15 protein-coding genes are annotated in these 24,391 nt (G+C 64.8%); 6 read left to right on the top strand and 9 right to left on the bottom strand.

Annotated features, from left to right (window positions below):
* Window positions 1–31 precede the first annotated feature (31 nt).
* Both MA09_RS11885 and map read left to right on the top strand, forming a co-directional pair.
* A complete protein-coding gene (locus tag MA09_RS11885) occupies window positions 32–2,929 on the top strand; it encodes a TonB-dependent receptor domain-containing protein (RefSeq protein WP_051933389.1) in 2,898 nt (965 codons plus the stop codon).
* A 135-nt stretch (window positions 2,930–3,064) separates the two neighbouring features.
* On the top strand, window positions 3,065–3,829 hold the full coding sequence (map, locus tag MA09_RS11880; protein WP_036248521.1) for a type I methionyl aminopeptidase: 765 nt from the start codon (window positions 3,065–3,067) through the stop codon (window positions 3,827–3,829).
* 70 nt (window positions 3,830–3,899) lie between these two features.
* Here the strand turns inward: map and gap are convergent, their stop codons facing one another.
* The 3 genes from gap to MA09_RS11865 all read right to left on the bottom strand — a co-directional run bounded on the left by gap (window position 3,900) and on the right by MA09_RS11865 (window position 10,058).
* Entirely contained in the window at window positions 3,900–4,910 is a 1,011-nt protein-coding gene (gap, locus tag MA09_RS11875) for a type I glyceraldehyde-3-phosphate dehydrogenase (protein ID WP_036248519.1), read from the bottom strand.
* Window positions 4,911–4,995: 85 nt separating this feature from the next.
* Window positions 4,996–6,993 (bottom strand): transketolase, encoded by a 1,998-nt coding sequence (gene tkt, locus MA09_RS11870; RefSeq protein ID WP_036248515.1) that lies wholly within the window; start codon window positions 6,991–6,993, stop codon window positions 4,996–4,998.
* A 155-nt stretch (window positions 6,994–7,148) separates the two neighbouring features.
* Window positions 7,149–10,058, bottom strand: coding sequence for a TonB-dependent receptor domain-containing protein (locus tag MA09_RS11865; protein ID WP_036248512.1), 2,910 nt, complete (start codon window positions 10,056–10,058; stop codon window positions 7,149–7,151).
* Window positions 10,059–10,370: 312 nt separating this feature from the next.
* On the opposite strand from MA09_RS11865, the gene MA09_RS11860 reads away from it, so the two are divergent.
* Window positions 10,371–11,096: a 16S rRNA (uracil(1498)-N(3))-methyltransferase gene (locus MA09_RS11860; protein WP_036248510.1), complete on the top strand. Its 726-nt coding sequence runs from the start codon at window positions 10,371–10,373 to the stop codon at window positions 11,094–11,096.
* 215 nt (window positions 11,097–11,311) lie between these two features.
* Here MA09_RS11860 and MA09_RS11855 read toward each other — a convergent pair whose 3' ends face one another.
* The gene (locus tag MA09_RS11855; protein WP_036248508.1) at window positions 11,312–14,479 is read right to left on the bottom strand and encodes a TonB-dependent receptor; all 3,168 of its coding nucleotides are present in this window, start codon (window positions 14,477–14,479) and stop codon (window positions 11,312–11,314) included.
* Window positions 14,480–15,306: 827 nt separating this feature from the next.
* On the opposite strand from MA09_RS11855, the gene MA09_RS11850 reads away from it, so the two are divergent.
* A complete protein-coding gene (locus MA09_RS11850) occupies window positions 15,307–16,923 on the top strand; it encodes an NAD(P)/FAD-dependent oxidoreductase (RefSeq protein WP_036248505.1) in 1,617 nt (538 codons plus the stop codon).
* Window positions 16,920–17,792, top strand: a complete 873-nt coding sequence (locus MA09_RS11845; protein WP_036248502.1) for an EamA family transporter — start codon at window positions 16,920–16,922, stop codon at window positions 17,790–17,792. Before MA09_RS11850 ends, MA09_RS11845 begins: the two co-directional genes overlap by 4 nt.
* A gap of 78 nt (window positions 17,793–17,870) precedes the next feature.
* On the opposite strand, the gene corA is transcribed toward MA09_RS11845, so the two are convergent.
* The 5 genes from corA to glnA all read right to left on the bottom strand — a co-directional run bounded on the left by corA (window position 17,871) and on the right by glnA (window position 23,598).
* Window positions 17,871–18,839 carry a magnesium/cobalt transporter CorA gene (gene corA / locus MA09_RS11840; protein ID WP_036248500.1) on the bottom strand — a complete coding sequence of 323 codons (969 nt, stop codon included), beginning with the start codon at window positions 18,837–18,839 and terminating at the stop codon, window positions 17,871–17,873.
* 53 nt (window positions 18,840–18,892) lie between these two features.
* The gene (ntrC, locus tag MA09_RS11835) at window positions 18,893–20,374 is read right to left on the bottom strand and encodes a nitrogen regulation protein NR(I) (RefSeq protein ID WP_036248497.1); all 1,482 of its coding nucleotides are present in this window, start codon (window positions 20,372–20,374) and stop codon (window positions 18,893–18,895) included.
* A 61-nt stretch (window positions 20,375–20,435) separates the two neighbouring features.
* On the bottom strand, window positions 20,436–21,509 hold the full coding sequence (gene glnL / locus MA09_RS11830) for a nitrogen regulation protein NR(II) (RefSeq protein ID WP_036248495.1): 1,074 nt from the start codon (window positions 21,507–21,509) through the stop codon (window positions 20,436–20,438).
* Complete coding sequence (locus MA09_RS11825; RefSeq protein WP_036248633.1) at window positions 21,506–21,991, bottom strand: DUF4124 domain-containing protein; 486 nt, start codon at window positions 21,989–21,991, stop codon at window positions 21,506–21,508. Before MA09_RS11825 ends, glnL begins: the two co-directional genes overlap by 4 nt.
* A 191-nt stretch (window positions 21,992–22,182) precedes the next feature.
* Window positions 22,183–23,598, bottom strand: a complete 1,416-nt coding sequence (gene glnA, locus MA09_RS11820) for a type I glutamate--ammonia ligase (protein WP_036248493.1) — start codon at window positions 23,596–23,598, stop codon at window positions 22,183–22,185.
* Window positions 23,599–23,893: 295 nt separating this feature from the next.
* On the opposite strand from glnA, the gene MA09_RS11815 reads away from it, so the two are divergent.
* Entirely contained in the window at window positions 23,894–24,352 is a 459-nt protein-coding gene (locus MA09_RS11815; RefSeq protein ID WP_036248490.1) for a rhodanese-like domain-containing protein, read from the top strand.
* The last annotated feature ends 39 nt before the right edge of the window (window positions 24,353–24,391 follow it).

Genomic DNA, 24,391 nt, shown 5'->3' with positions numbered 1-24,391 from the left:
GGCCGCGTTTTCACCCAAGGAGTTTTGCAACATGATGGAAAAAATCTTGTCCCAGTCGATCCGCGCGATCTGCCTGGGCGGCATGACCCTCGGCATGACCGCCGCGATTGCTCAGGAGACGTCGCAACCGCTGCAGCGCGTCGAAGTGACTGGCTCCCGTATCCGTCAGGTCGATCTGGAAACTGCCCAGCCAGTCCAGATCCTGAACCAGGAACAGATCCAGAAAACCGGCCTGGTTACCGTCGGTGACATCCTGAACAACCTGTCGTCGGCCGGCGCGCCTGACTTCAGCCGCAGCGGCTCGCTGACCTCGAACACCGAAGCCGGCGGCCAGTACGTCAGCCTGCGCAACCTGGGTTCGAACCGCCTGCTGGTGCTGGTGGACGGCAAGCGCTGGACCCAGACCGTTGCCGGCTTCACCGACCTGTCGACCATCCCGTCGGCCATGATCGAGCGCATGGAAATCCTGAAGGATGGCGCTTCGTCGATCTACGGCTCGGACGCGATCGCAGGCGTGGTGAACATCATCCTGAAGAAGAACATGGAAGGCGGCCAGCTGAACCTGTACACCGGCGCCTTCGAGGAAGGCGACGGCCGCAACAAGGACTTCTCGCTGACCTACGGCGCCGGCAACGACAAGGCATCGCTGATGTTCGGCCTGGCGCACACCACCCAGGGCCGCGTCGGCTCGCAGACCCGCGACATCACCGCGAGTTCCTACGGTCCGGCCCACTTCGGCGACGGTTTCGGCGCCGCCCCATGGGGCCGCATCCGCCAGCTGACCCCAGGCGGCAGCCCAACCGGCTTCAACCGCATCCTGAACCACACCGGCAACTGGAACGGCGACGGCACCGGCGCCAACTCGCGCGATCCGAACAGCTACCACACCTACGCCGGCGCCAACGAGGACAAGTACAACTCGACCCGCGACATGGACATCCTGTCGCCGAACAAGCTGGACACGCTGTTCATCAAGGGCGAGGTGGCACTGCCGAAGGACATGCGCCTGAAGACCACCGCGATGTACTCGCAGCGCGAGTCGACCCGCCAGATCGCCGGCTACCCGCTGCAATCGGCCAGCCAGGCCAAGTACCCGGTCTACATCGACAAGGACAGCTACTTCAACCCGTACGGCAACCAGGTTGCCGGCGCCGGCAATGGCCAGGACCTGTACTTCTATCGCCGCACCATCGAACTGCCGCGTATTACCGAGAACGAAAACCGCACCCTCCACATCGATGCCACCCTGGAAGGCGAATTCAGCTTCCGTGACACCGCCTGGAACTGGGACATCGGCTACAACCACAACAAGGTATCGGGTGTCTCGCGCGACAGCGGCAACATCAACCTGCTGACCTTGAAGCGCGCCCTCGGCCCGTCGTTCCGCAACGCTTCCGGCGTGATCCAGTGCGGCACCCCGGGTTCGCCGATCCCGCTGGCCGATTGCGTACCGTTCGACATCCTGGGCGGCCCGTCGGCATCGACCCCGCAGGCACTGGCCTACGTCAACACCTCGGGCGCCAAGACCTACGGTTCGACCATCAACAGCGCCACCGCCAACATCGGCGGCGAAGTGTGGCAGCTGCCGGCCGGCGCCCTGGGCGTGGCGGTCGGCGTCGAGCACCGCGAAGTCAAGGGTTCGGACGTGCCTGACCAGTTCTCGCAGTCGGGCTACTCGACCAACCTGTCGGGCCTGCCGACCTATGGCCGCTACACCGTGCGCGAAGCCTATGCCGAAGTGAACATCCCGGTGTTCAAGGGCCAGCCTTTCGCTGATCTGCTGAGCTTCAACCTGGCGACCCGCCACTCGGACTACAGCAACTTCGGCGTGACCAACAACAGCAAGGCCAGCTTCATGTACAAGCCGGTCCGTGACGTGCTGGTCCGCGGTACCTGGGCCGAAGGCTTCCGCGCACCGACCCTGGACGACCTGGCAGGCGGCGGCTCGCAGTCCTTCGACACCTTCCTGGACCCGTGCGACACCGTGTTCGGCGAAGCCTCGCGCAATGCGGCAGTGGCAGCACGCTGCGCCAGCGGTTTCGCCGGCGTGCGCGGCACCCCGGCCAACTACCGCCAGCTCCAGCAGGCAGGTACCCCGATCACCAGCACCAACGGCACCCAGTCGCTGGTCGCCTTCCAGTCGGGCGCCGGCAATGCCTTCCTGTCGCCGGAAACCGCGGTCACCAAGACCGCCGGCTTCGTGTACAGCCCGTCGTTCATCCCGGGCTTCAGCGTGGGCCTGGACTGGTACAACATCAAGGTCGACAACCGCATCACCGCGATCACCGCGACCTATGTGGCCAACCAGTGCTTCCGCGAAGGCAATGCCAACTTCTGCAGCGTGATCCAGCGTGACCCGGTCACCGGCCAGATCAACCAGCTGGCACGCGGCAACGCCAACCTGGGCGAAATGGAAACCGAAGGCCTGGACCTGGCGATCAACTATCGCTTCCCGCGTACCGCCTACGGCCAGTTCGGTCTGCGCAGCGAAACCTCGTACACCGACAAGTTCCGCACCCGCAGCACCGCCGACCAGGAATGGAACGAGTACGCCGGCGACTACTTCTACAACCGCGTGAAGTCGAACAACTCGGTCGACTGGGCGATGGGCAACTGGAGCGCCACCTGGGGCTTCCGTTACTTCAGCCCGGTCAAGGACCAGTGCTGGAGCTCGACCGTCGAGTGCAACATGCCTAACGCCGAAACCGCCAGCTTCGGCACCGGCGCCAACAAGCTGGGCTCGGTCACCATCCATGACCTGAGCGTCGGCTACAAGACCGCGTGGAACGGCCGCATCCTGCTGGGCGTGAACAACGTCTTCGACAAGAAGCCGCGCATCGCGTACAGCACCCAGGCCGACGCCGCCGCAGTCGACGTCGACCAGCTGCTGGACCGCTTCATCTACGTCCGTTACACCCAGAACTTCTAATGGTGTAACGCGCAGGGCCCGCGAGGGTCCGCGTGACGACAATGCCCGCCAGGCTCGCCTGGCGGGCATTTTTCATTGGGCGCGGCGCATGTGGACGAGTATCATGGCGGATTACCCAGACAGCAGAACAACACGATGGCAATCAAACTCAAGAACGACAAGGACATCGCCAAGATGCGCGTGTCCGGCCGCCTTGCGGCCGAGGTACTGGCGATGATCAAGGAATACGTGGTGCCCGGCGTCTCCACCGAGGAGCTCGACCGCCGCTGCAACGACTACATCCGCAAGGTGCAGAAGGCGACGCCGGCCAATGTCGGCTACCACGGCTTTCCGAAGACCCTGTGCACCTCGGTCAACGGCGTGGTCTGCCACGGCATCCCGAGCGAGAAGGAAGTGCTGGAAGAAGGCGACATCATCAACATCGACGTCACCGTGATCAAGGACGGCTGGCACGGCGACACCAGCCGCATGTACTTCGTGGGCGCGCCCTCGCCGCAGGCGAAAAAACTGGTCGATACCACCTACCAGGCCATGATGGCCGGGATCCGCCAGGTCCGTCCGGGCGCGCGCCTGGGCGACGTCGGCCATGCGATCCAGAAGCTGGCCGAGGGCGCCGGCTTCTCGGTGGTACGCGAATACTGCGGCCACGGCATCGGCCGCGTCTACCACGAAGAGCCGCAGGTGCTGCACTACGGCCGCCCGAACACCGGCCTGCTGCTCAAGGAAGGCATGACCTTCACCGTCGAGCCGATGATCAACCTGGGCGAGGCCGACGTCGACCAGCTGGAGGATGGCTGGACCGTGGTCACCGCGGACGGCTCGCTGTCGGCCCAGTGGGAGCACATGGTGGCGGTGACCAAGAATGGCGTCGAGATCCTGACGCCCTGGCCCGACGCCTGAATCCTGCCCTGCCCGTGCGACGGACGAAAAAAAACCGGCCGAGGCCGGTTTTTTTTGTTGGACGCCCGGATTACTTGGCGTTCATCAGTGCAACGGTGGTGTCCAGCATGCGGTTCGAGAAACCCCACTCGTTGTCGTACCACGACGAGACCTTCACCAGGCGGCCCGACACCTTGGTCAGGGTCGCATCGAAGTTCGACGATGCCGGGTTGTGGTTGAAGTCGACCGAGACCAGCGGATCGGTGTTGTAGGTCAGGATGCCTTTGAGGGCGCCTTCCGAAGCCGATTTCATGAGCTGGTTGACTTCGTCGACCGTGGTGTCGCGCCTGGCGATGAAGGACAGGTCGACGATCGACACGTTGATGGTCGGCACGCGGATCGCGAAGCCGTCCAGCTTGCCGTTCAGTTCCGGCAGCACCAGGCCGACCGCGGCGGCGGCGCCGGTCTTGGTCGGGATCATCGACTGAGTGGCCGAACGGGCACGGCGCAGGTCTTCGTGCATCACGTCGGTCAGCACCTGGTCGTTGGTGTAGGCGTGCACGGTGGTCATCAGGCCGGTTTCCAGGCCGATGGCATCGTGCAGCGGCTTGACCAGCGGGGCCAGGCAGTTGGTGGTGCAGGATGCGTTGGAAATCACGGTGTCCGTCGACTTCAGCACGTCCTGGTTGACGCCGTAGACGATGGTGGCGTCGACGTCCTTGCCGCCCGGTGCCGAGATGATGACCTTCTTGGCGCCACCCTTCAGGTGGGCCGAGGCTTTCTCTTTGGTGGTGAAGAAGCCGGTGCACTCGAGCACCACGTCCACGCCCAGCTCGCCCCATGGGATCTCGGCCGGATTGCGTTGCGCGAACACGCGGATCTTGTCGCCGTTGACGATCATGTTATCGCCCTCGACCGTGACGGTGCCCGGGAACTTGCCGTGCGCGGTGTCGTAGCGGGTCAGGTGGGCGTTCGATTCGGCATTGCCGAGGTCATTGATCGCCACGATCTGGATGTCTTGCTTCTTGCCGCCCTCGTAGAAAGCGCGCAGGATGTTGCGGCCGATACGGCCATAACCATTGATTGCAACTTTGATCGTCATTGCTTAGCTCCTGATTATAGAAAAAAACCTTTTTTCGTACCGCAGAACGAAACGGGCTGCCTTGAGGGCAGCCCGCGTTTGAAACTTATGCGCCGATCACGCCCTTGGCCTTGGCCACGACGTTTTCGACGGTAAAGCCGAAGTGCTTGAACAGCACCGGCGCCGGCGCCGATTCGCCGAAGGTGTCGATGCCGACCACCGCCCCTTCCAGGCCCACGTACTTGTACCAGAAGTCGGTCACGCCGGCTTCGATGGCGACGCGCGGGATACCGCGCGGCAGGACACTTGCTTTGTAGCTCGCCTCCTGGCGCTCGAACACGTCGGTCGACGGCATCGAGACCACGCGTGCGGCGATGCCTTCGGCTGCCAGCGCGTCGGCGGCCTTCACCGCCAGCTCGACTTCCGAACCGGTCGCGATCAGCACGACTTTCGCATCCTGGGCGTCGCGCAGCACGTAGCCGCCCTTGGCCACATTGGCGATGGCGGCGGCGTCACGCTCCATGAACGGCAGGTTCTGGCGCGAGAAGATCAGGGTCGACGGGCCGTCCTTGCGCTGCACTGCCGCGCCCCAGGCCACTTGCGACTCGACGGTGTCGCACGGACGCCAGTTGTCCAGGTTCGGGATCAGGCGCAGCGACGAGACGTGCTCGACCGACTGGTGGGTCGGGCCGTCTTCGCCCAGGCCGATCGAGTCGTGGGTGAACACGAACAGCGAACGGATCTTCATCAGCGCAGCCATGCGCAGGGCATTGCGGCTGTAGTCCGAGAAGGTCAGGAAGGTCGCGCCGAACGGGATGAAGCCGCCGTGCAGGGCAACGCCGTTCTGGATCGCGGCCATGCCGAATTCGCGCACGCCGTAGTTGATGTGGTTGCCCGGAATGCCCGAACGCACCGCCACCGATTCCTTCCAGTTGGTCAGGTTCGAGCCGGTCAGGTCGGCCGAGCCGCCCAGGAATTCCGGCAGGATCGGGGCCAGGGCCTGGATCGCGTTCTGCGAGGCCTTGCGGGTGGCGATGGTTTCCCGCTTCTCCACGCAGGCGGCGATGGCGGCGTCCAGGGTTTGCTGGAAGTTGCCCGGCAGTTCGCCCTTCATGCGGCGCTCGAATTCGGCGGCCAGTTCCGGATGCGCGCCGCGGTACTCCGCGAATTTGGCGTTCCACTCCGCTTCCGCGGCGGCGCCGCGTGCCTTCGCGTCCCAGGCTTCGTAGATTTCTCCCGGGATGTCGAACGGGATCGGATCCCACAGCAGGTGCTGGCGCACGGCCGCGATTTCCTTGTCGCCCAGCGGGGCGCCGTGGACTTTATCTCCGCCTTCCAGGTTCGGGGCGCCCTTGCCGATGATGGTCTTGCACATGATCAGGGTCGGACGGTCCGACTCCTTGGCCTGCGCGATGGCGTCGGACACGGCGGTCACGCTGTGGCCGTCGATCTGGCCGATCACGTTCCAGCCGTAGGCTTCGAAGCGCTTGCGGGTGTCGTCGGTGAACCAGCCTTCCACGCGGCCGTCGATCGAGATGCCGTTGTCGTCGTACAGCCAGATCAGCTTGTTCAGGCGCAAGGTGCCGGCCAGCGAGGCTACTTCGTGCGAAATGCCTTCCATCAGGCAGCCGTCGCCCAGGAAGGCGTAGGTGTAGTGGTCGACCACGTCGTAGCCCGGGCGGTTGAATTCATAGCCCAGCAGCCACTCGGCCAGCGCCATGCCGACCGAGTTGGCGATGCCCTGGCCCAGCGGGCCGGTGGTGGTCTCCACGCCCGGGGTGATGCCCACTTCCGGGTGGCCCGCGGTCTTCGAGTGCAGCTGGCGGAAGGCGCGCAGGTCGTCCATCGTCAGGTCGTAGCCGGCCAGGTGCAGCATCGCATAGTGCAGCATCGAGCCGTGGCCGTTCGAAAGCAGGAAACGGTCGCGGTTGAACCAGCCCGGATTGGCCGGATTGTGGCGGTAGTGCTTGTCCCACAGCGCGACGCCGATCTCGGCCATGCCCATCGGCATGCCCGGGTGGCCCGAGTTGGCTTGCTGGACAGCGTCCATCGCCAGCGCGCGGATCGCGTTGGCCATCAGGGTGGTGGTTTGCGTAGATTTCATGAGAATTACCGTGGATGCGGTGGTCTTGATTGGAAAGCGGTGGCGGTGCGTCTGGCCGTAGCCCATTATTTTACCAGAGGCCGTCGGACCGGCTTGAAAAGCCGGAAAGGAAAAGCCCGGCGCTGGGCGCCGGGCTTCGCTTGCAGGGCGAGCGCTCAGAACTTGACCGATGCGCCCAGGGTGATGTAGCGGCCGATCGCGTCGTAGCTCTGCGGGAAGGTGTTGCCGCTGTTCGGGCCGGTGCCGCCGATCGAGCCGCCGACGATCGGCGGTTTCTTGTCGAAGGCGTTGGTCACCGACAGGGTCAGGCGCACGTTCTTCAGCACGTTCCAGTTGGCATGCAGGTCGACGTAGTGGTAGGCGTCGATGCTTGAGAAGCGCGGCAGGAAGACGGTGCCGCCCGGCTCTTCGATGACGCCGCTCACGTAGCGCCAGTTGTAGCCGACCGACCAGGTCCCCTTGTTCCAGGTGGTGCGCTGGGCGAACTTGCGCTTGTAGACCGGTGCGTTCACCACGTTGTTGCAGGCGATCGAGTAGTAGCCGAGGCAGTTGCGGTCGATCGAGCTCGGGGTGGCCTGGTACTGGTACTCGTTGACGAAGTTCGCGCCCAGGCTCAGGTCCAGGCTGCCCCAACCCGCATCCATGCCGAGCTGGCTGAAGTTCATGCGGTAGGCCGCGTTCAGGTCGACGCCGGCGGTGCTCTGCCTGCCCAGGTTCGACAGCGGCGTGGCGACGCCGCGCGACTCGTTGCCGTTGAAGGTGCCGTTGATCGTGTTACGGCCGACCATGGCGCAGAACTCGTTGGGAGTCAGGCCCGGGTTTTGCGCCTGGCTGTAGCAGCGGTCCAGGATGTCGGTGGTCGACGGCGACGAGACGGCCTCGGCGATCTGGATCTTGTAGTAGTCGACCGACACGGCCAGGCGCGGCAGCGGCTCGAACACGAAACCGAAGGTGCGGGTCTTCGCCGATTCCGGCCCCAGGTTCGGGTTGCCGCCGCTCAGGCTGTTGATCTGGCCCGAGGACGGGGCCGGCAGGCTGCCGATCTCGCTCAGCGGCACGCCGGTCAGGCGGCACAGGTTGGACAGGGTGCCGGCGGTATTCGCCTCGGACTGCTTGATGTTGCTGCCCTGGCAAGGGTCGGTGGCCAGGTTCGACAGGCCGGTGACGGCCGGCGCGAACAGTTCGTTCACGTTCGGCGCGCGGGTCGCTTTCTGGACCATGCCGCGCAGGCGGAAGGATTGCACCGGCGCCCACTCGCCGCCGGCCTTCCAGCTGCCGTAACTGGTCTTGTTGCTGGCGGTCTTGAACTCGGTCTCGCGATAGCCGAGCTCGGCGTTCAGGCTGCGCACCAGCGGCACGTTCTTGATCAGCGGAATGAACATCTCGACGGCGTATTCCTGCAGCGAGAAGCTGCCGCGGCGGTCCGGGGTCGGCGCGCCGGTGCCCAGCACTTCGCCCTGGATCTGCGAGGCGGCGTCGGACTGGGTCCCGGCGCTGACCTTGCGGTGCTCGGCCAGCAGCGACACGGCGATCGGGTCGGCGGCCCATGGGCTGCGGATGCGCTCGCCGAGATCGCCCGACACCGTCGCCTGCGCCACGTCCTGCTGCACGCTCTGCATCAGCACGGCGGTCTGGTTGATGAAGGCGGCCTGCTGCGGGGTGATGGAGCCTTCGGCGCCGAACACGTTCAGCGGCACGCAGCCGTTGGCCGGGTTGACGCAGGCGCCCGTCGTCAGCGCGTTCAGGGCCTGTCCCACCTTGGCCAGCGAGCCCCAGTTGCGGCGCGTCTGGGTCTGGTCCGAGGTGCCGCGGCTCCAGTAGGCGTCATAGGTCCACTCGGCGATCAGCTCGCCCTTCAGGCCGACCGTGTACTGCAGGGTGTCGGTATCGAAGTCGTTGAAGCGCGGGCCCAGTTCGGTGAAGCGGCGGTTGACCAAGAGCGGCACCATGGTGGCGTTGCCGGCCACGCAGTTCGCGCGCGGGATGCCGCGGCGGTCGCAGATCTGCTCGCGCGCGGCCTGGGGGATGTAGGGGTTACCGATCGGCACCTGGAAGGTATTGCCGAAGGTACCCGTGCTGGCCAGCGCCGATGCCACCTTGCTGGTGGTGTAGAACACTTCGGTATACACCTCGGCGTAATCGTTGATGCGGTAGTTGGCCAGCGCGGTCGCCTGGGTGCGGTCCAGGCCGGTCTGGTAGTAGTTGGGCGGGTTGGTGTTCCATGGCACCACCGGCTGGATCAGCTTGCCGGTGGCCGGATCGATCTGCCAGGCGCCGGACAGGGTGCTGGTGCCGCCCGGCCCGATGCCGGTAGAGAACTGGCCCGGCACCGCGGTGGCCGAGCCGGTCGGGGCGCCGGTCACCGAGTTCAGGCTCACCTTGCCGTACTCGCGCTCGCCCTGGGTTAGCGGGTCGGTGGTGGTCTTGCCGATGCTCAGCACCACGTTGCCGCGGCCGTCGTCCAGGCCGGCGCCCATGGTGATGTCGGTGCGGCGGCGCTTGGCGTCGCGCTCACCGGTGGTGGCGCCGTAAGTGCTGGTGACGTCGATGCCGGTGAAATTCTTGCGCAGGTTGAAGTTGGCCACGCCGGCGACCGCGTCGGCGCCGTAGGCGACCGAGGCGCCGCCGGTCACCAGGTCGACCCGGCTGATCAGGGCCATCGGGATGGCGTTGGTATCCACCGTGCCGGCGAGGTTGAAGGGCACCAGGCGGCGGCCGTTGACCAGCACCAGCGAACGGTTCGAACCGAGGCCGCGCAGGTCGATGGTGGCGGCACCGGCGGTACCGTTGTTGGTGCCCGGCCCGATGGCCGGCACGGCGGCCGGCAGGGCCTTGAAGAATTCTTCCACGGCGACCGGCTGGGCCGACTGGATTTCCGCAGCCGTGATCGAGGAGATCGGACTGTTCGAGGTGATGCCGGGCGAGGTGATCCGGGTGCCCGTCACTTCCACGACGGCGGGCTTTTCCTGCTGCGCCTGGGCCAAGGCAGGCTGGACGAAGGCGCCGACACCGGCGACCAGCAGGGACAAGCGGACGGCGCGCGATATTGCTTTCTCTTTGATCATTGTATTTATCCGACGAATTAACAACACGAAGGCTGCCAGTCCCGGGCTACCGGTCAGGCGCGCCATCCCTCTACGTACATGCACCGCCTGGTGAGCGGACCGGACATATGTATATGTACATGGGTAAGATGAAAACATTAACAGTTGATAATCGTCAATACAAATACTTGAAAAATCGAAACATCCTGCGCGCATGTGAATAAAAAGTAACACTAGCGCCGTCCAGCCAGCTTGTCTTCAAGCCCGCCGTCACGGCTTGTCCGGCCACTATCCCGACACTACAATACGGCACCCTCCTTCTCTCTCCCTTCGATGCCACGTTTTTACTGCCCCCAGCCGCTTGCCCAAGGCAGCACTGTCGACCTGCCCGATGCCGTTGCCCATCACTTGCACGTATTGCGGATGCAGCCGGGCGCGTCCCTGACCCTGTTCGACGGGCGCGGCGGCCAGTATGCCGCGCGCCTGGCGGAGATCGGCAAGAAGCGCGCGAGCGCCACCGTGCTGGAACACCAGGCGGTCGAAGCCGAACTGCCCTATGCCGTCACCCTGGCCCAGGGCCTGCCGGAAGGGTCGAAGATGGACTGGATCATCGAGAAGGCGGTGGAACTGGGCGTGGCCGGCGTACAGCCACTGGCGGCGCAGCGCAGCGTGGTGCGCCTTTCCGGCGAACGCGCGGAAAAGCGCCATGCGCACTGGCAGGGCGTGATCGAAGCCGCCTCCGAACAGTGCGGGCGCAACCGCCTGGCGCCGCTGGCCCCGGTCGCCGACTTCGGGCGCTGGCTGGCGGCGCCCTCGCCTGCCCCCCGCATCCTGCTCAGCCCGCGTGCGGACCAGTCCCTGGCCGACTGGGCAAAAGGAAACGCGCCCCAGGCCCTGACCCTGATGGTCGGCCCCGAAGGCGGCTTCAGCCGCGAGGAAGAAGACGCCGCCCTCGCCGCCGGCGCCCTGGCCCTGTCGGTCGGCCCGCGCGTGCTGCGCACCGAGACGGCGGCGCTGGCGGCGCTGGCCATGCTCGGCGGGCTGTGGGGCGGCATGTAATCCCCTTCTGTATATAGAAGACACACCCTTCTTTTTTACCACTTGGTAAAAAAATGCCCCGGCAGCAGGCTTCCTGCGCCGGGGCTTTGTTTTGCATGGTAAAAAAAAACGGATTCACGTAGCACGTGAATCCGTTTCAGCTCAAGCTGCCGACGGGTCAATGCCTCAAGTGACTGGCATTACCCGAAGGCGGCTTGTTGCGGTCAAGGAAACGATTAGAAGCGGCGGTTGTACTCGACGGTGAAGCGGACCGAACGCGGAGCCATGAACTGGCCCAGCATGTTGTAGGTCGGCGCAACCTGGTTCTCGTCGCCGGCGTCATACGTTGCGGTTTGCGCACGCGGGGTCTGCGAGTTGAAGACGTTGTACACGTCGACCTTCATCTGCAGGCCCTTGAGCAGCGCCGGCGCGTACGATGCCGACAGGTCAAGGCGCTTCTCGGTCGGCATGCGGCCGAGCGTGCCACGCGGCGTGAACTTGCCGCCGCAGAAGAAGTACTCAGGACCATAGCCCGGCCCGCCCAGCTCGTAACCCAGCGCCCAGCGCGGATCTTCGCCCGCATCCCAGGCATTGTTGGTGCCGAGGCAGCTCTTCGGACGACCGGACTGGATCAGCGCGTTGGCGCCCAGGGTGATTTCCGGGGTCAGCTGATAGAAGCCGAATGCCTTGAGCTGGTGCTCGCGGTCGTTCGGCAGCAGGCCGTCAGCACCGACCGAGAACTCCGCGAAGTCCCAGCCTGCCGAAGTACCGACGTCCGACTGGCCGGTATCCGAACGGGTCTGGCCTTCCATGTTGCCTTCGCTACGCGACCAGGTGTAGTTGACGCGGCCATACCAGCCGTTGCGCATCGGGTGCTCCAGGAACAGGTCAAGTGCCTTGTAGGTACGCTTGGCTTCCGGCTGCCCGAGTTCGGCAGCGGTAATGGTCACCATGCGGCCCTTGCCGGTCACGACCGGTTGAGCGAACTGGTCATTGCCGTCGATCCAGACGACAGCATCCTTGCCCGGATTGAAGATGAAGCAGCCCATTGCGTGCGGGTCGCCGACCGGGATGCCGTTGCGGCGGGCATGGTCATACAGCAGACGCCAATCGCAGCTGTCGTCGATACCGGCGCCCAGTTTACGATAGGTCAGGCGGCCACCGAAGTTCAGGTCGGCGCTCCATGCACGTTCGAAGCCCAGGGTGATCTCATCCTGGTAATTCGGCTTCAGGTTCTGCGACACCACCGCGAGGGGGTTCTTCTTCTGGCCGTATTCGCCGTTTGCCGAGTACGGCGTGTTGATCGCCACCAGGCCCAGCGGTGCGCCATTGGTCGGATTGACGCCGGTGTAGGTGAAGTCCTGGTCGGTGAAGGTCGAGCGCGAAGCCGCACGTGCCGCCACCTGGGTCGGCAGCTGCAGGTAGTAGCGGCCGGCGCTACCGAACACCTTGAACGAGGCGTCGCCGTTCACGTCCCAGGCCGCCGAGAAGCGCGGAGCGATCTGGTCGTCCATGTCCATGAACTTCTCGCCGTCGCCGTTCGAGTTGGTGTAGGAATCGTTACGCACGCCGAGGGTCAGCAGCAGGTTCTTGGTTGCCTGCCAGCGGTCCTCGATGTACGCCGCGTTCTGGGTCGACGATGCATCGGTGATCGAGCTGAAGATGCGCTGGCGCACGAAGTAGCCGGCCGTGCCGGAGCCGCCGTAGTTCGCCACGATCGCCGGACGGCTGCCCGACAGCGGGCTCGCGACGTTCGGGTTATTGACGTTACGATAGGTCCAGGTCGAACCGCCGCTGGTCGAATAGCCTGCGCCGGTGCTGTCCAGCTCGGCCGAGTCGACACCGGCACGGATGGTGTGCGAACCGATCTTGTATTCGATGTCGAGGCGGCCTGCACGCACCTTGTCGGACGCATCGCTCAGGCTGCGGCCGCCCGAGAAGAAGTTGTACTGGCGGTACAGGGACTGGTTGATCGCCGGCCAGCGGCCGGTGGTCGTCCACTGGACGCCTGCCGGCAGGCCGCTCATGCCGCCCGAGTTCGCACCCAGGTTCTCATAGGTGGTGCCGCGCTCGGTCTTCATCTCGCCGTACATGGCGGTGACGGTCAGGTCGTCGGTGATGTTGCCGACGTAGCGCGCCATGTTGAGCTTGGCGCCCGGGGTACCGGTGTACGACGGGTCGGTCGGGCCCAGGTTGCGGGTCAGCGCCGAGGTGTAGATCTGGCCGTTCGGCACGCCGTCCATCTGCGCCAGCGCGTTCGGGTTGTTCGGGTTCAGCGTATAGCCGTAGGTCTGGTAACGCTTGCGGTTTTCGTTGCCGGCCGAGGTGAACTCGAGGCGGTGGTTATCGGTGATGTTCCAGTCGATCTTGCCCAGCCAGCGGTTATCCATGCCCTTGTTGACGTTCCAGCCGCTCTGGTTGACGTTCGCCTGGTTGGCCGCGGTGGTCATGCCGGCATACGCGTCGCGCGTGGTGTAGCGTTCGGCCGACAGGAACATGAACAGCTTGTCGCGGATGATCGGGCCGCCCACGTAGGCGCCGTACTGGTGGGTCTCGACCTCGCGGTTATCGTAGCGGATACGCAGCTTGCCGTCGGTGTTGGGATTGCCGCCGGTGACCGGATACAAGGAGTTGCGGTAGTCTTCGCGCAGCGCGGACGGGGTGATGCTGTACTGCGCGCCTGCTTCCCAGGTGTTGGTACCGCTCTTCGAGGTGAGGCTCATCACGCCGCCGATCGAACGGCCGAATTCGGCGCCGAAGCCGCCGGTCATGACCGAGGCCTGCTGGATCGAGCCGAACGGCAGTTCCATCGATCCCAGCTGGCTCAGCGGGTTGGTGATCGGGAAGCCGTTCAGGTAGAACGAGTTTTCCGACACGCCGGAGCCGCCGAACGAGGCGGTGTTGCCGAATGCGGTATCGCCCTGGGTGGTGTTCGGTGCCAGCAGCACGACTGCCGTCAGGTTCTGCTGGACCGGCAGCTGGGCCAGTTCCTTGGCGGTGAACACGGTGCTGTTGGTTGCATTGGTCACGTCGATGCGCGAACGGCGGCCGGTCACCTGGACGGTGGTCATGCCGCCGAACGAGGCGTCAACGGTCTGGCCCAGCAGGACATCGACTTCGGAGGTGCTCGCAACGCTGCCGCCGCGGACCAGATCCACGCGGTAACGACCCGGAGGCAGAGCGGTAGCGCGGTAGGTGCCCCCGGTCTCCACGGAAACGGTACGACGCAGGCCGGTTTCGACGTTGGTAACGACGACCGATGCGCCCGCAGCCGAATCCACGCGGCCGGCGATCACGCCGGTTGCGTTCGACTGCGCCATCGCTGGCGGGACAACGGCGATGGTCAGCGCCGCGGTACTGAAGGCGATGGACAATGCACGTGCTACTACAGTTTTTCTCAACATGTTATTCCCTAAATATTGTTGTTACGGGGAGCACCTCCGACGGCAAGTCACAAGCTGCCAGTCGCCTATTGCTTTCCGCTGGCTTCACGTCTCTTGGCTCGCCGAGTTTTTCTCCCAACTGGGCAAAAGAAGAATAATCATTCTTCGTTTCGCTGGTGATTCCAGCTCAACTTAGACATGGAACCATAGGCAAAGTTATGGCGTCAACAATAACAATAAGCTTTTGCACACAAACAACACTTTCTAAAATAACATTTACCTATCGTGCATGAAACTACTGTTTTTTCCTTGATACATCGTATTTTCCACGTAGCTTGTCCGGAAATTCAATCGAATCACCGGGTTTTCCGCATCTTTTTCAAACTTGACGTATTTGCATCGATGACCGGGAGATATTAAAAATATGTATTGCAGCTCGCTATATTGACGTGCTGTTTCCCCCACGCATGGGGGGAAAATCTAGCGCCACCAAAAGCAAATATTCTCAAGAGCGCGGATAATCAGCACGTTTTCCCTCTCTTGCGGCAGACCTGAGCCCGTTTTTAGTGCATGGATAAAGTTTTCCAATAATCAAGACCGGACCACTGCACTCATCTGGTGCAGCGCGGTTTCCCCCCGTCGCTTGCATGTCAGTCCAGGCCTCGGGCGCCGCGCCGTGACGCACGCATGCGACATTGCGGCTCACATGCCTGCAATAACGGGTACCCCTGCGGCCTTCGGGTCGCCGATGCGGGGGAAGCGAGGCGATAACACGGTAAAATAACGCTTTTGCCGTGCGCTATAGACGTCCTTCCCGGCCGCGTCGCACGGCGCGCTTCCGCCATAAGATGCTCCGAATAAACGAACTCAAACTCCCGCTGAACCATCCCGAACCCGCACTGCGCGAGGCCATCCTCCAGCGCCTCGGCATCGCCGGCGGCGACCTGCTCGATTTCACGGTCTTCAAGCGCAGCTACGATGCGCGCAAGAAATCGGCCATCGTGCTGATCTACGCGATCGACGTCGCGGTGCGCGACGAAGCCGCCGTGCTGGCGCGCCTGAAGCATGACCAGCACGTCGGCCCCTCGCCCGACACTGGCTACAAGTTCGTCCCGGCGGCGAAGCCGGCGCCGGGCACGCCGCGCCCAATCGTGGTCGGCATGGGCCCCTGCGGCATGTTCGTGGCCCTGATCCTGGCCCAGATGGGCCTGAACCCGCTGGTGCTGGAGCGCGGCAAGATCGTGCGCGAGCGCACCGTCGACACCTTCGGCTTCTGGCGCAAACGCAAGCTCAATACCGAATCGAACGTGCAGTTCGGCGAAGGCGGGGCCGGGACCTTCTCGGACGGCAAGCTGTACAGCCAGATCAAGGACCCGAAGCATTACGGGCGCAAGGTCCTGACCGAGTTCGTCAAGGCCGGCGCACCGGAAGAAATCCTGTACGTCAGCAAGCCGCACATCGGCACCTTCCGCCTGGTGAAGATGGTCGAGCAGATCCGCGCCGAGATCATTGCCCTGGGCGGCGAAATCCGCTTCGAGACGCGGGTGGACGACATCTATGTGAGCGAAGAGAACGGCGTGCGCCAGGTCCAGGGCGTGCGCCTCTCTAACGGCGAGGAAATCCCCACCCGCCACCTGGTGATGGCGATCGGCCACAGCGCGCGCGACACCTTCCAGCTGCTGTACGACCGCGGCGTCTACATCGAAGCGAAACCTTTCTCGATCGGTTTCCGCGTCGAGCACCCGCAGTCGCTGATCGACGTCTGCCGCTTCGGCCCGAACGCCGGCAACAAGCTGCTGGGCGCGGCCGACTACAAGATCGTGCACCACGCCTCCAACGGCCGCTCCGTATACAGTTTCTGCATGTGCCCGGGCGGCACGGTGGTGGCGGCATCGTCGGAAGAAGGCCGCGTGGTCACCAACGGCATGAGCCAGTACTCGCGCAACGAACGCAATGCCAACAGCGCCATCGTGGTCGGCATCACGCCCGAGGACTACCCGGGCCACCCGCTGGCCGGCATCGCCTTCCAGCGCGAGCTGGAGTCGCGCGCCTACGTCCTGGGCGGCAGCAACTACGATGCGCCGGGCCAGCTGATGGGCGACTTCGTGCGCGGCGTCGCTTCGAAAGAATTCGGCTCGGTGGTTCCCTCGTTCAAGCCGGCGGTGCACCTGACCGACCTGGCTCCCTCGCTGCCCGAGTATGCGATCGTCGCGCTGCGCGAAGCCTTCGTGGCGTTCGACAAGCAGATCAAGGGCTATTACAAGGAAGACGCGGTGCTGACCGGCGTCGAGACCCGCACCTCCTCGCCGATTCGCATCAAGCGCAACGACGGCGACCTGCAAAGCCTAAACACGCGCGGCCTGTTCCCGGCCGGCGAAGGCGCGGGCTACGCCGGCGGCATCATGTCGGCGGCGGTGGACGGCATCCGCGTGGCGGAAGCCGTGGCGCTGGCGATGGCCGAGTGACGCAGTCCAGCGGCGCGCAGGCGGGCAACGGGGCCCTTGGTCCCGGCCTGGCGATCCTGGCCTCGATGGTGTCGGTCAACGCCGGCGCCGCCTGGGCCAAGCACCTGTTCCCGCTGGTCGGCAGCCAGGGCGTGACCGCCGTGCGCGTCGGCCTGGCGGCGCTCATCATGCTGGCCGTCGTGCGTCCCTGGCGTGCGCTCCCCGCGCGGCGCGACGCGCTCAACCTGCTCGTGTACGGCCTGATGCTGGGCTGCATGAACCTCCTGATCTACGGGGCCTTTGCCCGCATCCCGATCGGCATCGCCGTGGCCATCGAAGTGGTCGGCCCACTGGGCGTGGTGGTGCTGTCATCGCGCCGCGCACGCGACTTCGGCTGGGTGCTGCTTGCTGCCTTGGGGCTGTGGCTGCTGGCGCCGGTGCACGATGGTGTTCCCCCGCTCGACCCGGCCGGCGTGGCCTACGCGCTCGGCGCGGCCTTCTGCTGGGCGATGTACATCGTGTTCGGCAAGCGGGTATCGACCCTGAACGGCGGCCAGGCGGTCACCTGGGGCATGTTGGCGGCGGCGCTGTTCACGGTGCCGGTCGGCGTCGCGCATGCCGGCGCGGACCTGCTGCTGCCTACGGTGCTGGCAGGCGGCCTGGCGGTGGCGGTGCTGTCGAGCGCCCTGCCCTATTCGCTCGAGATGGCGGCGCTGGCGCGCCTGCCGCGGCGCGTGTTCGGCATCCTGGTCAGCGCCGGCCCGGCCTTTGCGGCGCTGGCGGGCTGGGTGGTGCTGGGAGAACGCCTCGCTGGCATGCAGTGGCTGGCGATCGCACTGGTGATCCTGGCCTGCGGCGGTGCGGCTGCCACGGCAGGCAAGCAGTTGTAGCGTGGGCGGCTATGCCGCCCACGCGTTCAGCCGGTTCATGAATGGACGTCGCATCAATTCAAACCGGCCCCACCAAGGTCAGATCCACCCCGACTTCTTGAAGCGCCAGTACAGGTAGCCGCATACCCCGGCCATCGTGCACAGCGCCGCCGGATAGCCGTACTTCCACTTCAGCTCCGGCATGAATTCGAAGTTCATGCCCCAGATGCCCGCGAAGGCCGTGAACACGGCGAAGATCGCCGCATACGAGGCCAGCTTCTTGCTGATGTCGTTCTCTTCGATCGCCACCATCGACAGCGTCACCTGGATCGCGGTATTGATGGTGTCGCGCACCGTGTCCAGGCGGCCGAGGATGCGCAGCAGGTGGTCGTGGACGTCGCGCAGGTAGTCCTGGGTCTCGACCACCACTTCCGGCACCCTGCCGCCGTGCAGCCGCCCGATCGCATCCATCAGCGGCACCACGGCATGGCGCAACACCTGCGACTTGCGCTTGAGCTCGTACAGGCGCTCGACGTTGCCGCGCTGCTCGCCCTTCTGGCCGAAGATATGGTCCTCGATCGATTCGAGTTCGGATTCGAGCATGTCGACCACCGGGAAGTAGCGGTCGACCACGGCGTCGACCAGCGCATACAGCACGAAGCCCGAGCCCTTGCGCAGCTGGTGCGGCTCGCGCTCGGCGCGCGCGCGCACGCCCAGGAAGCCGCGGTTGGCGTCGCGTCGCACCGACAGCACGTAGTTCGGCCCCGCGAAGATGGCCAGCTCGCCGGCGCTGATCTCGTCGCCGTTGAGCTCCACGATATGCAGGGTCATGAAGACGCAGTCGCCGTACTCCTCCATCTTCGGGCGCTGGTGGCCGCGGGCGGCGTCTTCGACCGCCAGCTCGTGCAGGTTGAACTCTTCCTGCATGGCGGCGATTTCCGCCCCATCCGGATCGCGCAGGGCGACCCAGACGAAGGTTCCCGGTTCTTTCAGGTGTTCGCTGATATCCACGACCGGGATATCGGACAGCTTCTTGCCTTCCTGGTAGGCGACACAGTTAATCAGCATGGATGGTGGCAGCGGAAAATCGGTACATGATCCGCCAGCTTACACTAATGCTTCTACTCTTCCTGTGCGCCATCTATCCCTAGCTCGACGATCTTGCGCGTGATCGTATTGCGCCCGATCCCGAGCCGCATCGCGGCGTCGTTCTTGCGCCCGTGCGTGTGCTTCAGCGCGGTCTTGATCAAGGCCGACTCGAACTGGCGCCCGAGCGTGTCCATCACCTCGGTCTGGCCGGCGCTGAGCATGCCGGCGGCCTGCAGCTCGAGCAGCCCGATCCAGCCTTCGGGCGACACCGGCACACCCGGCGCGGCGGCCGGCACGGATGCCGCCGGCGCGGTGGCGGCGCCGGCCAGGCCCGGCTCGTGCAGGGTCGACGGCGCAGGCGATCCTTGCGTCAGGTCGCGCGGCAGGTCCTTGACCTCGACCGTCTGGCCCGGGGCCATCACGGTGATCCAGTTGCACAGGTTTTCCAGTTGGCGCACGTTGCCGGGCAGCTCGAGGCCGGCCAGGAAGCGCATCGCCGGTTCGCTCAGGCGCTTCGGCTCGACGCCCAATTGTCGTGCACTCTGCACCAGGAAGTGGCGCGCCAGGATCGGGATGTCCTCGCTGCGCTCGCGCAGGGAAGGCAGGCGCAGGCGGATCACGTTGAGGCGGTGGTAGAGGTCTTCGCGGAACAGGCCGTCGCGCACGCGCTGTTCCAGGTTCTGGTGGGTGGCGGCGATCACGCGCACATTGGCCTTGACCGGCTGGTGCCCGCCGACGCGGTAGAAGTGGCCGTCCGACAGCACGCGCAGAAGCCGGGTCTGCAAATCAAATGGCATGTCTCCGATCTCGTCGAGGAACAGGGTGCCGTTCTCGGCCTGCTCGAAGCGGCCGCGCCGCATCGCCTGGGCGCCGGTGAAGGCGCCGCGTTCGTGGCCGAACAGTTCCGATTCGAGCAGGTCCTTCGGGATCGCCGCCGTGTTCAGTGCGATGAAGGGCTGGGAAGCGCGCGGGCTGTGCTTGTGCAGGGCGCGCGCCACCAGTTCCTTGCCGGTGCCGCTCTCCCCGGTGATCAGGACCGTCACGTTGGACTGCGACAGGCGCCCGATGGCGCGGAACACTTCCTGCATGGCCGGCGCGTGGCCGAGGATCTCGGGCGTCTCCGCGGGCGCCGCTTCCACGCTGGCTTCGCGCAGACTCTCTTCCAGGGCGCGCCGGATCAGGGCCACCGCCTTGTCGATGTCGAAAGGCTTGGCCAGGTAGTCGAAAGCGCCGCCCTGGAAGGAGGCGACCGCCGAATCGAGGTCGGAGAAGGCGGTGATGATGATGACCGGCAGGCCGGGATGGCGCGCCTTGACGGCGGCAAGCAGTTCGATGCCGGATTCGCCCGGCATGCGGATGTCCGACACCAGCACCTGCGGCGTATCGGTTTCGAAAGCGGCCAGCGCGTCGTGCGCATTGGCAAAGCTGCGGGTCTCCAGGCTTTCGCGCGCCAGGGCTTTTTCCAGCACCCAGCGGATCGATGCGTCGTCGTCGACAATCCAGATTGGTTTCATGTGTTCGTGGTTCCCGCAATATGGATAATTCGGGGACTCACGGCGGATGCCTCCCCCCGGCTTATGGCAGGGGCAGCAGGATCCGGAAATCCGTCAGTCCAGGCCGGCTTTCGCACTCGATCACACCCAGGTGCTGCTGCACGAAGGTTTGCGCCAGCGTCAGCCCGAGGCCGCTGCCGCCTTCGCGCCCGGAGACGAGCGGATAGAAGATGCGGTCGCGGATCTCGGGCGCGATGCCCGGTCCATTGTCGATGATATGCAAATCTAATGCCAGCCCATAACGGACCTTGGCCAGGGTGACCTGGCGCGCCACGCGGGTGCGCAGCACGATCTCGGCATCGCCCGCCGCGATGCGTTTCGCGAGTGCCTGGGCGGCGTTGTGGGCGATGTTCAGCACCACCTGGATCAGCTGCTCCATGTCGCCCCTGAACTCGGGAATCGAGGCGTCGTAGTCGCGCCGGATGGTGAGGCCGACCGGGAATTCGGCCAGGATCAGGCTGCGCACGCGCTCGCACACCTCGTGGATGTTGACGTCACCCACGATATGGGGTTTCCGATGCGGCGCCAGCAGGCGGTCGACCAGGGTCTGGAGGCGGTCGGCCTCCTTGATGATCACCTGGGTATATTCGGTCAGGTCGGCGGGGTGATGCGGCGGCAGTTCGAGTTCGAGCAGCTGGGCCGCGCCGCGGATGCCGCCCAGCGGGTTCTTGATCTCGTGGGCCAGGTTGCGGATCAGTTCCTTGTTGGCCTGGCTTTGGTCGAGGATGCGCTCCTCGCGGTCGAGCTTGAGCTGCTGGACGTTCTCGCGCAGCTCGATCAAGAGTTCGTCCTGGCCCAGTGCGCTGACGATGCTGTTGACGTGCAGGGGCTCGCGCCCGTTGCGCTGCAGGACCAGGTCCTGGCGCAGGTCGGCGTACTGGTGCGCCAGCGCCTGCGCGCACAGCGCAGCCAATTCAATGCCGTTGGTGAAGAGTTCCGGCAGCGGCGCGCGCTGCAGGGATTTCAGCGAGAGTTCGAGCAGGTTCTCGGCCGCCGGATTGGCGTAGCGCACCTCGCCCGCGGGTCCGAGCAGCAGGACGCTCGAGGCCAGCAGGTCGAGGCCGGCAAAACGCACATGGGCGGATGGTTCCGTCATCGGATATTGCTGATCTCGCGCTGCAGCGCTTCGATGTTGCGCTCGGTGCGGCCGATCTCGTCGCGCATCGAGGCCACCCGCTCCTGGTACTTGGCGTAGTTGCGCTCGTTGCCCTGGCGTTCCGGCTCGCCGTTGTTGAAGTCGCGGCGCAGCTCGGCCAGCTTCTTCTGCTCGATGCGCAGCTCGTCGTTGAGGATCTCGCGGCGGTCGTCGTCGCGCGCACGCTGCTGGGCCGTGTCGACGCGCGGGAAGCTGGCCGGACTGACTGCGGAGGCCGGCCCCGGGCTCGCCGGGCGCACGGCCGGGATCGGGGCGGAGGCGCGCGGCGGCGGTGGCGGCGCATAGCCCGGCAGGTCGAGGGCCTTGCACCCCTTGCGGCTGGTATCGGTGAATTCCACCCGTCCCTGCTCGTCCACGCACTTGTAGACGGTGCCTTGCGCCTGTGCCCCGTTGTGGAGCGTCAGGCCGGCAAGCACGATCATCGACACTCGGAAGAGGCTAATTGTCTTTCCCATCAGAAATCAGTCTGCACAATAAACGTGCATGCATTGTAGACCGGGCGAGTGTACCGCAAGGATGAAAAAAGGCGGGGAAAGCGCTTGCTTTCCCCGCCTTTGTTACAGACCCTTACGCTGGGTGATGCATGAGCGCAACGGTTCTGTTGACCTTCTGCTTACGACGAATAGTACATGTCGAATTCGGCCGGGTGCGGGGTCATGCGCAGGCGCTGCACTTCCTGCATCTTCAGGTCGATGTAGGCATCGATCATGGCGTCGCTGAACACGCCGCCGCGGGTCAGGAACTCGCGGTCCTTGTCCAGGGCTTCCAGCGCTTCTTCCAGCGAGGCGCACACCGTCGGGATCAGCTTGTCTTCTTCCGGCGGCAGGTGGTACAGGTCCTTGGTCGCGGCTTCGCCCGGGTGGATCTTGTTCTGGATGCCGTCCAGGCCGGCCATCAAGAGCGCGGCGAAGCACAGGTAGACGTTGGCCAGCGGGTCCGGGAAGCGCACTTCGATGCGGCGGCCCTTCGGGTTCGCCACGTGCGGGATGCGGATCGAGGCCGAACGGTTGCGTGCCGAGTAGGCCAGCTTGACCGGGGCTTCGTAGCCCGGCACCAGGCGCTTGTACGAGTTGGTGCCCGGGTTGGTGATCGCGTTCAGGGCGCGGGCGTGCTTGATGATGCCGCCGATGTAATACAGCGCGGTCTCCGACAGGCCGGCATAGCCGTCGCCTGCGAACAGGTTCTTGCCGTCCTTCCAGATCGACTGGTGCACGTGCATGCCCGAGCCGTTGTCGCCGTTCATCGGCTTCGGCATGAAGGTCGCGGTCTTGCCGTAGCTGTGGGCCACGTTCCAGATCACGTACTTCATGTTCTGGGTCCAGTCGGCGCGCTCGACCAGGGTCGAGAAACGGGTGCCGATTTCGTTCTGGCCGGCGCCGGCCACTTCATGGTGGTGCACTTCGACCGGGATGCCCATCGATTCGAGGATCAGGCACATTTCCGAGCGCATGTCCTGGAAGCTGTCGACCGGCGGGACCGGGAAGTAGCCGCCCTTGACGGTCGGACGGTGGCCGCTGTTGCCGCCTTCGATTTCCTTGTCGGTCGACCAGGATGCTTCATCCGAGTCGATCTTCACGAAGCAGCCCGACATGTCGATCTTCCAGCGGATCGAGTCGAAGATGAAGAATTCCGGTTCCGGGCCGAAGAAGGCGGTATCGCCCACGCCCGAGGACTTCAGGTAGGCTTCGGCGCGCTTGGCGATCGAGCGCGGGTCACGGTCGTAGCCCTTGCCGTCCGACGGTTCGATCACGTCGCACTGCATGAACAGGGTGGTCTCTTCCATGAACGGGTCGAGGTTGGCGGTGGCCGGGTCCGGCAGCAGCAGCATGTCCGATGCCTCGATGCCCTTCCAGCCGGCGATCGACGAACCATCGAAGGCGTGGCCCGATTCGAACTTGTCTTCGTCGAAATGCGAGACGGGAACGGTGACGTGCTGCTCTTTGCCGCGGGTATCCGCGAAGCGCAGGTCAACGAACTTCACTTCGTTGTCTTTGATGAGTTGAATTACGTCTGCAGCCGTCTTTGCCATTCGTATCTCCTGATTGAAAAGGGGGTGCCGCGCGGATAAGCTCGCAGCGCGGCAACTTGCTGTATCTCAAAGCATGAACCGTGCCAAGCCCGCGTTATGAACAAATGCACAATGCTTCGTTGGAAATCGCGCGCATCCAGCCTAAAATCGCCCGGTATGCCCATCGCCTGCCGGTGCACCAGCGTGCATCGCCGCACCAACTTGGTGCGCCAACGATGGCCGTGCACCATCGCAGCGCAGGATACACCGAACCAAGTTGGTGCACTGACTTTTCTTGTTCAAAACGGATCACATCATGACGACGACCGAGACCATCCTTGCCCAGGCGCGCCAGCGCGCCGCAGGCCAGCCCTATGCGGGTGCGGTGACGCCCGCAGAAGCCTTCGCGCTCTTGCAGAGCGATCCACGCGTCAAGCTGGTCGACGTGCGCACCAGTGCCGAGCGCGACTGGGTCGGCCGGGTGGCGATCCCCGAGACCCAGCACCTTGCGCTGCAGTGGGCCACCTACCCGGGCGGCGCGCCGAATCCCGCATTCGGTGCGCAGCTGGAACAGCTGGCGCGCAAGGACGAGGTGCTGCTGTTCCTGTGCCGCTCGGGCGTGCGCTCGCGCCACAGTGCGCGCGTGGCGACCGAGCATGGGTTTGCCGAGTCCTACGACATCCTCGAAGGTTTTGAAGGCGACCGCGATGCGGAGGGGCATCGCAAGACCATCGGGGGCTGGTGCAAAGCGGGCTTGCCCTGGATCGGCGCGTAGGCGTGATCTGGTCCACTGGACCAGATCACGCCTGCGACA

This window comes from Massilia sp. BSC265, from assembly GCF_000740675.1.
In the GTDB taxonomy this organism is placed as follows: Bacteria; Pseudomonadota; Gammaproteobacteria; order Burkholderiales; family Burkholderiaceae_D; genus Telluria.
The sequence above is the reverse complement of the archived record's forward strand: the minus strand, read 5'-3'. Positions and strand labels throughout refer to the sequence as shown.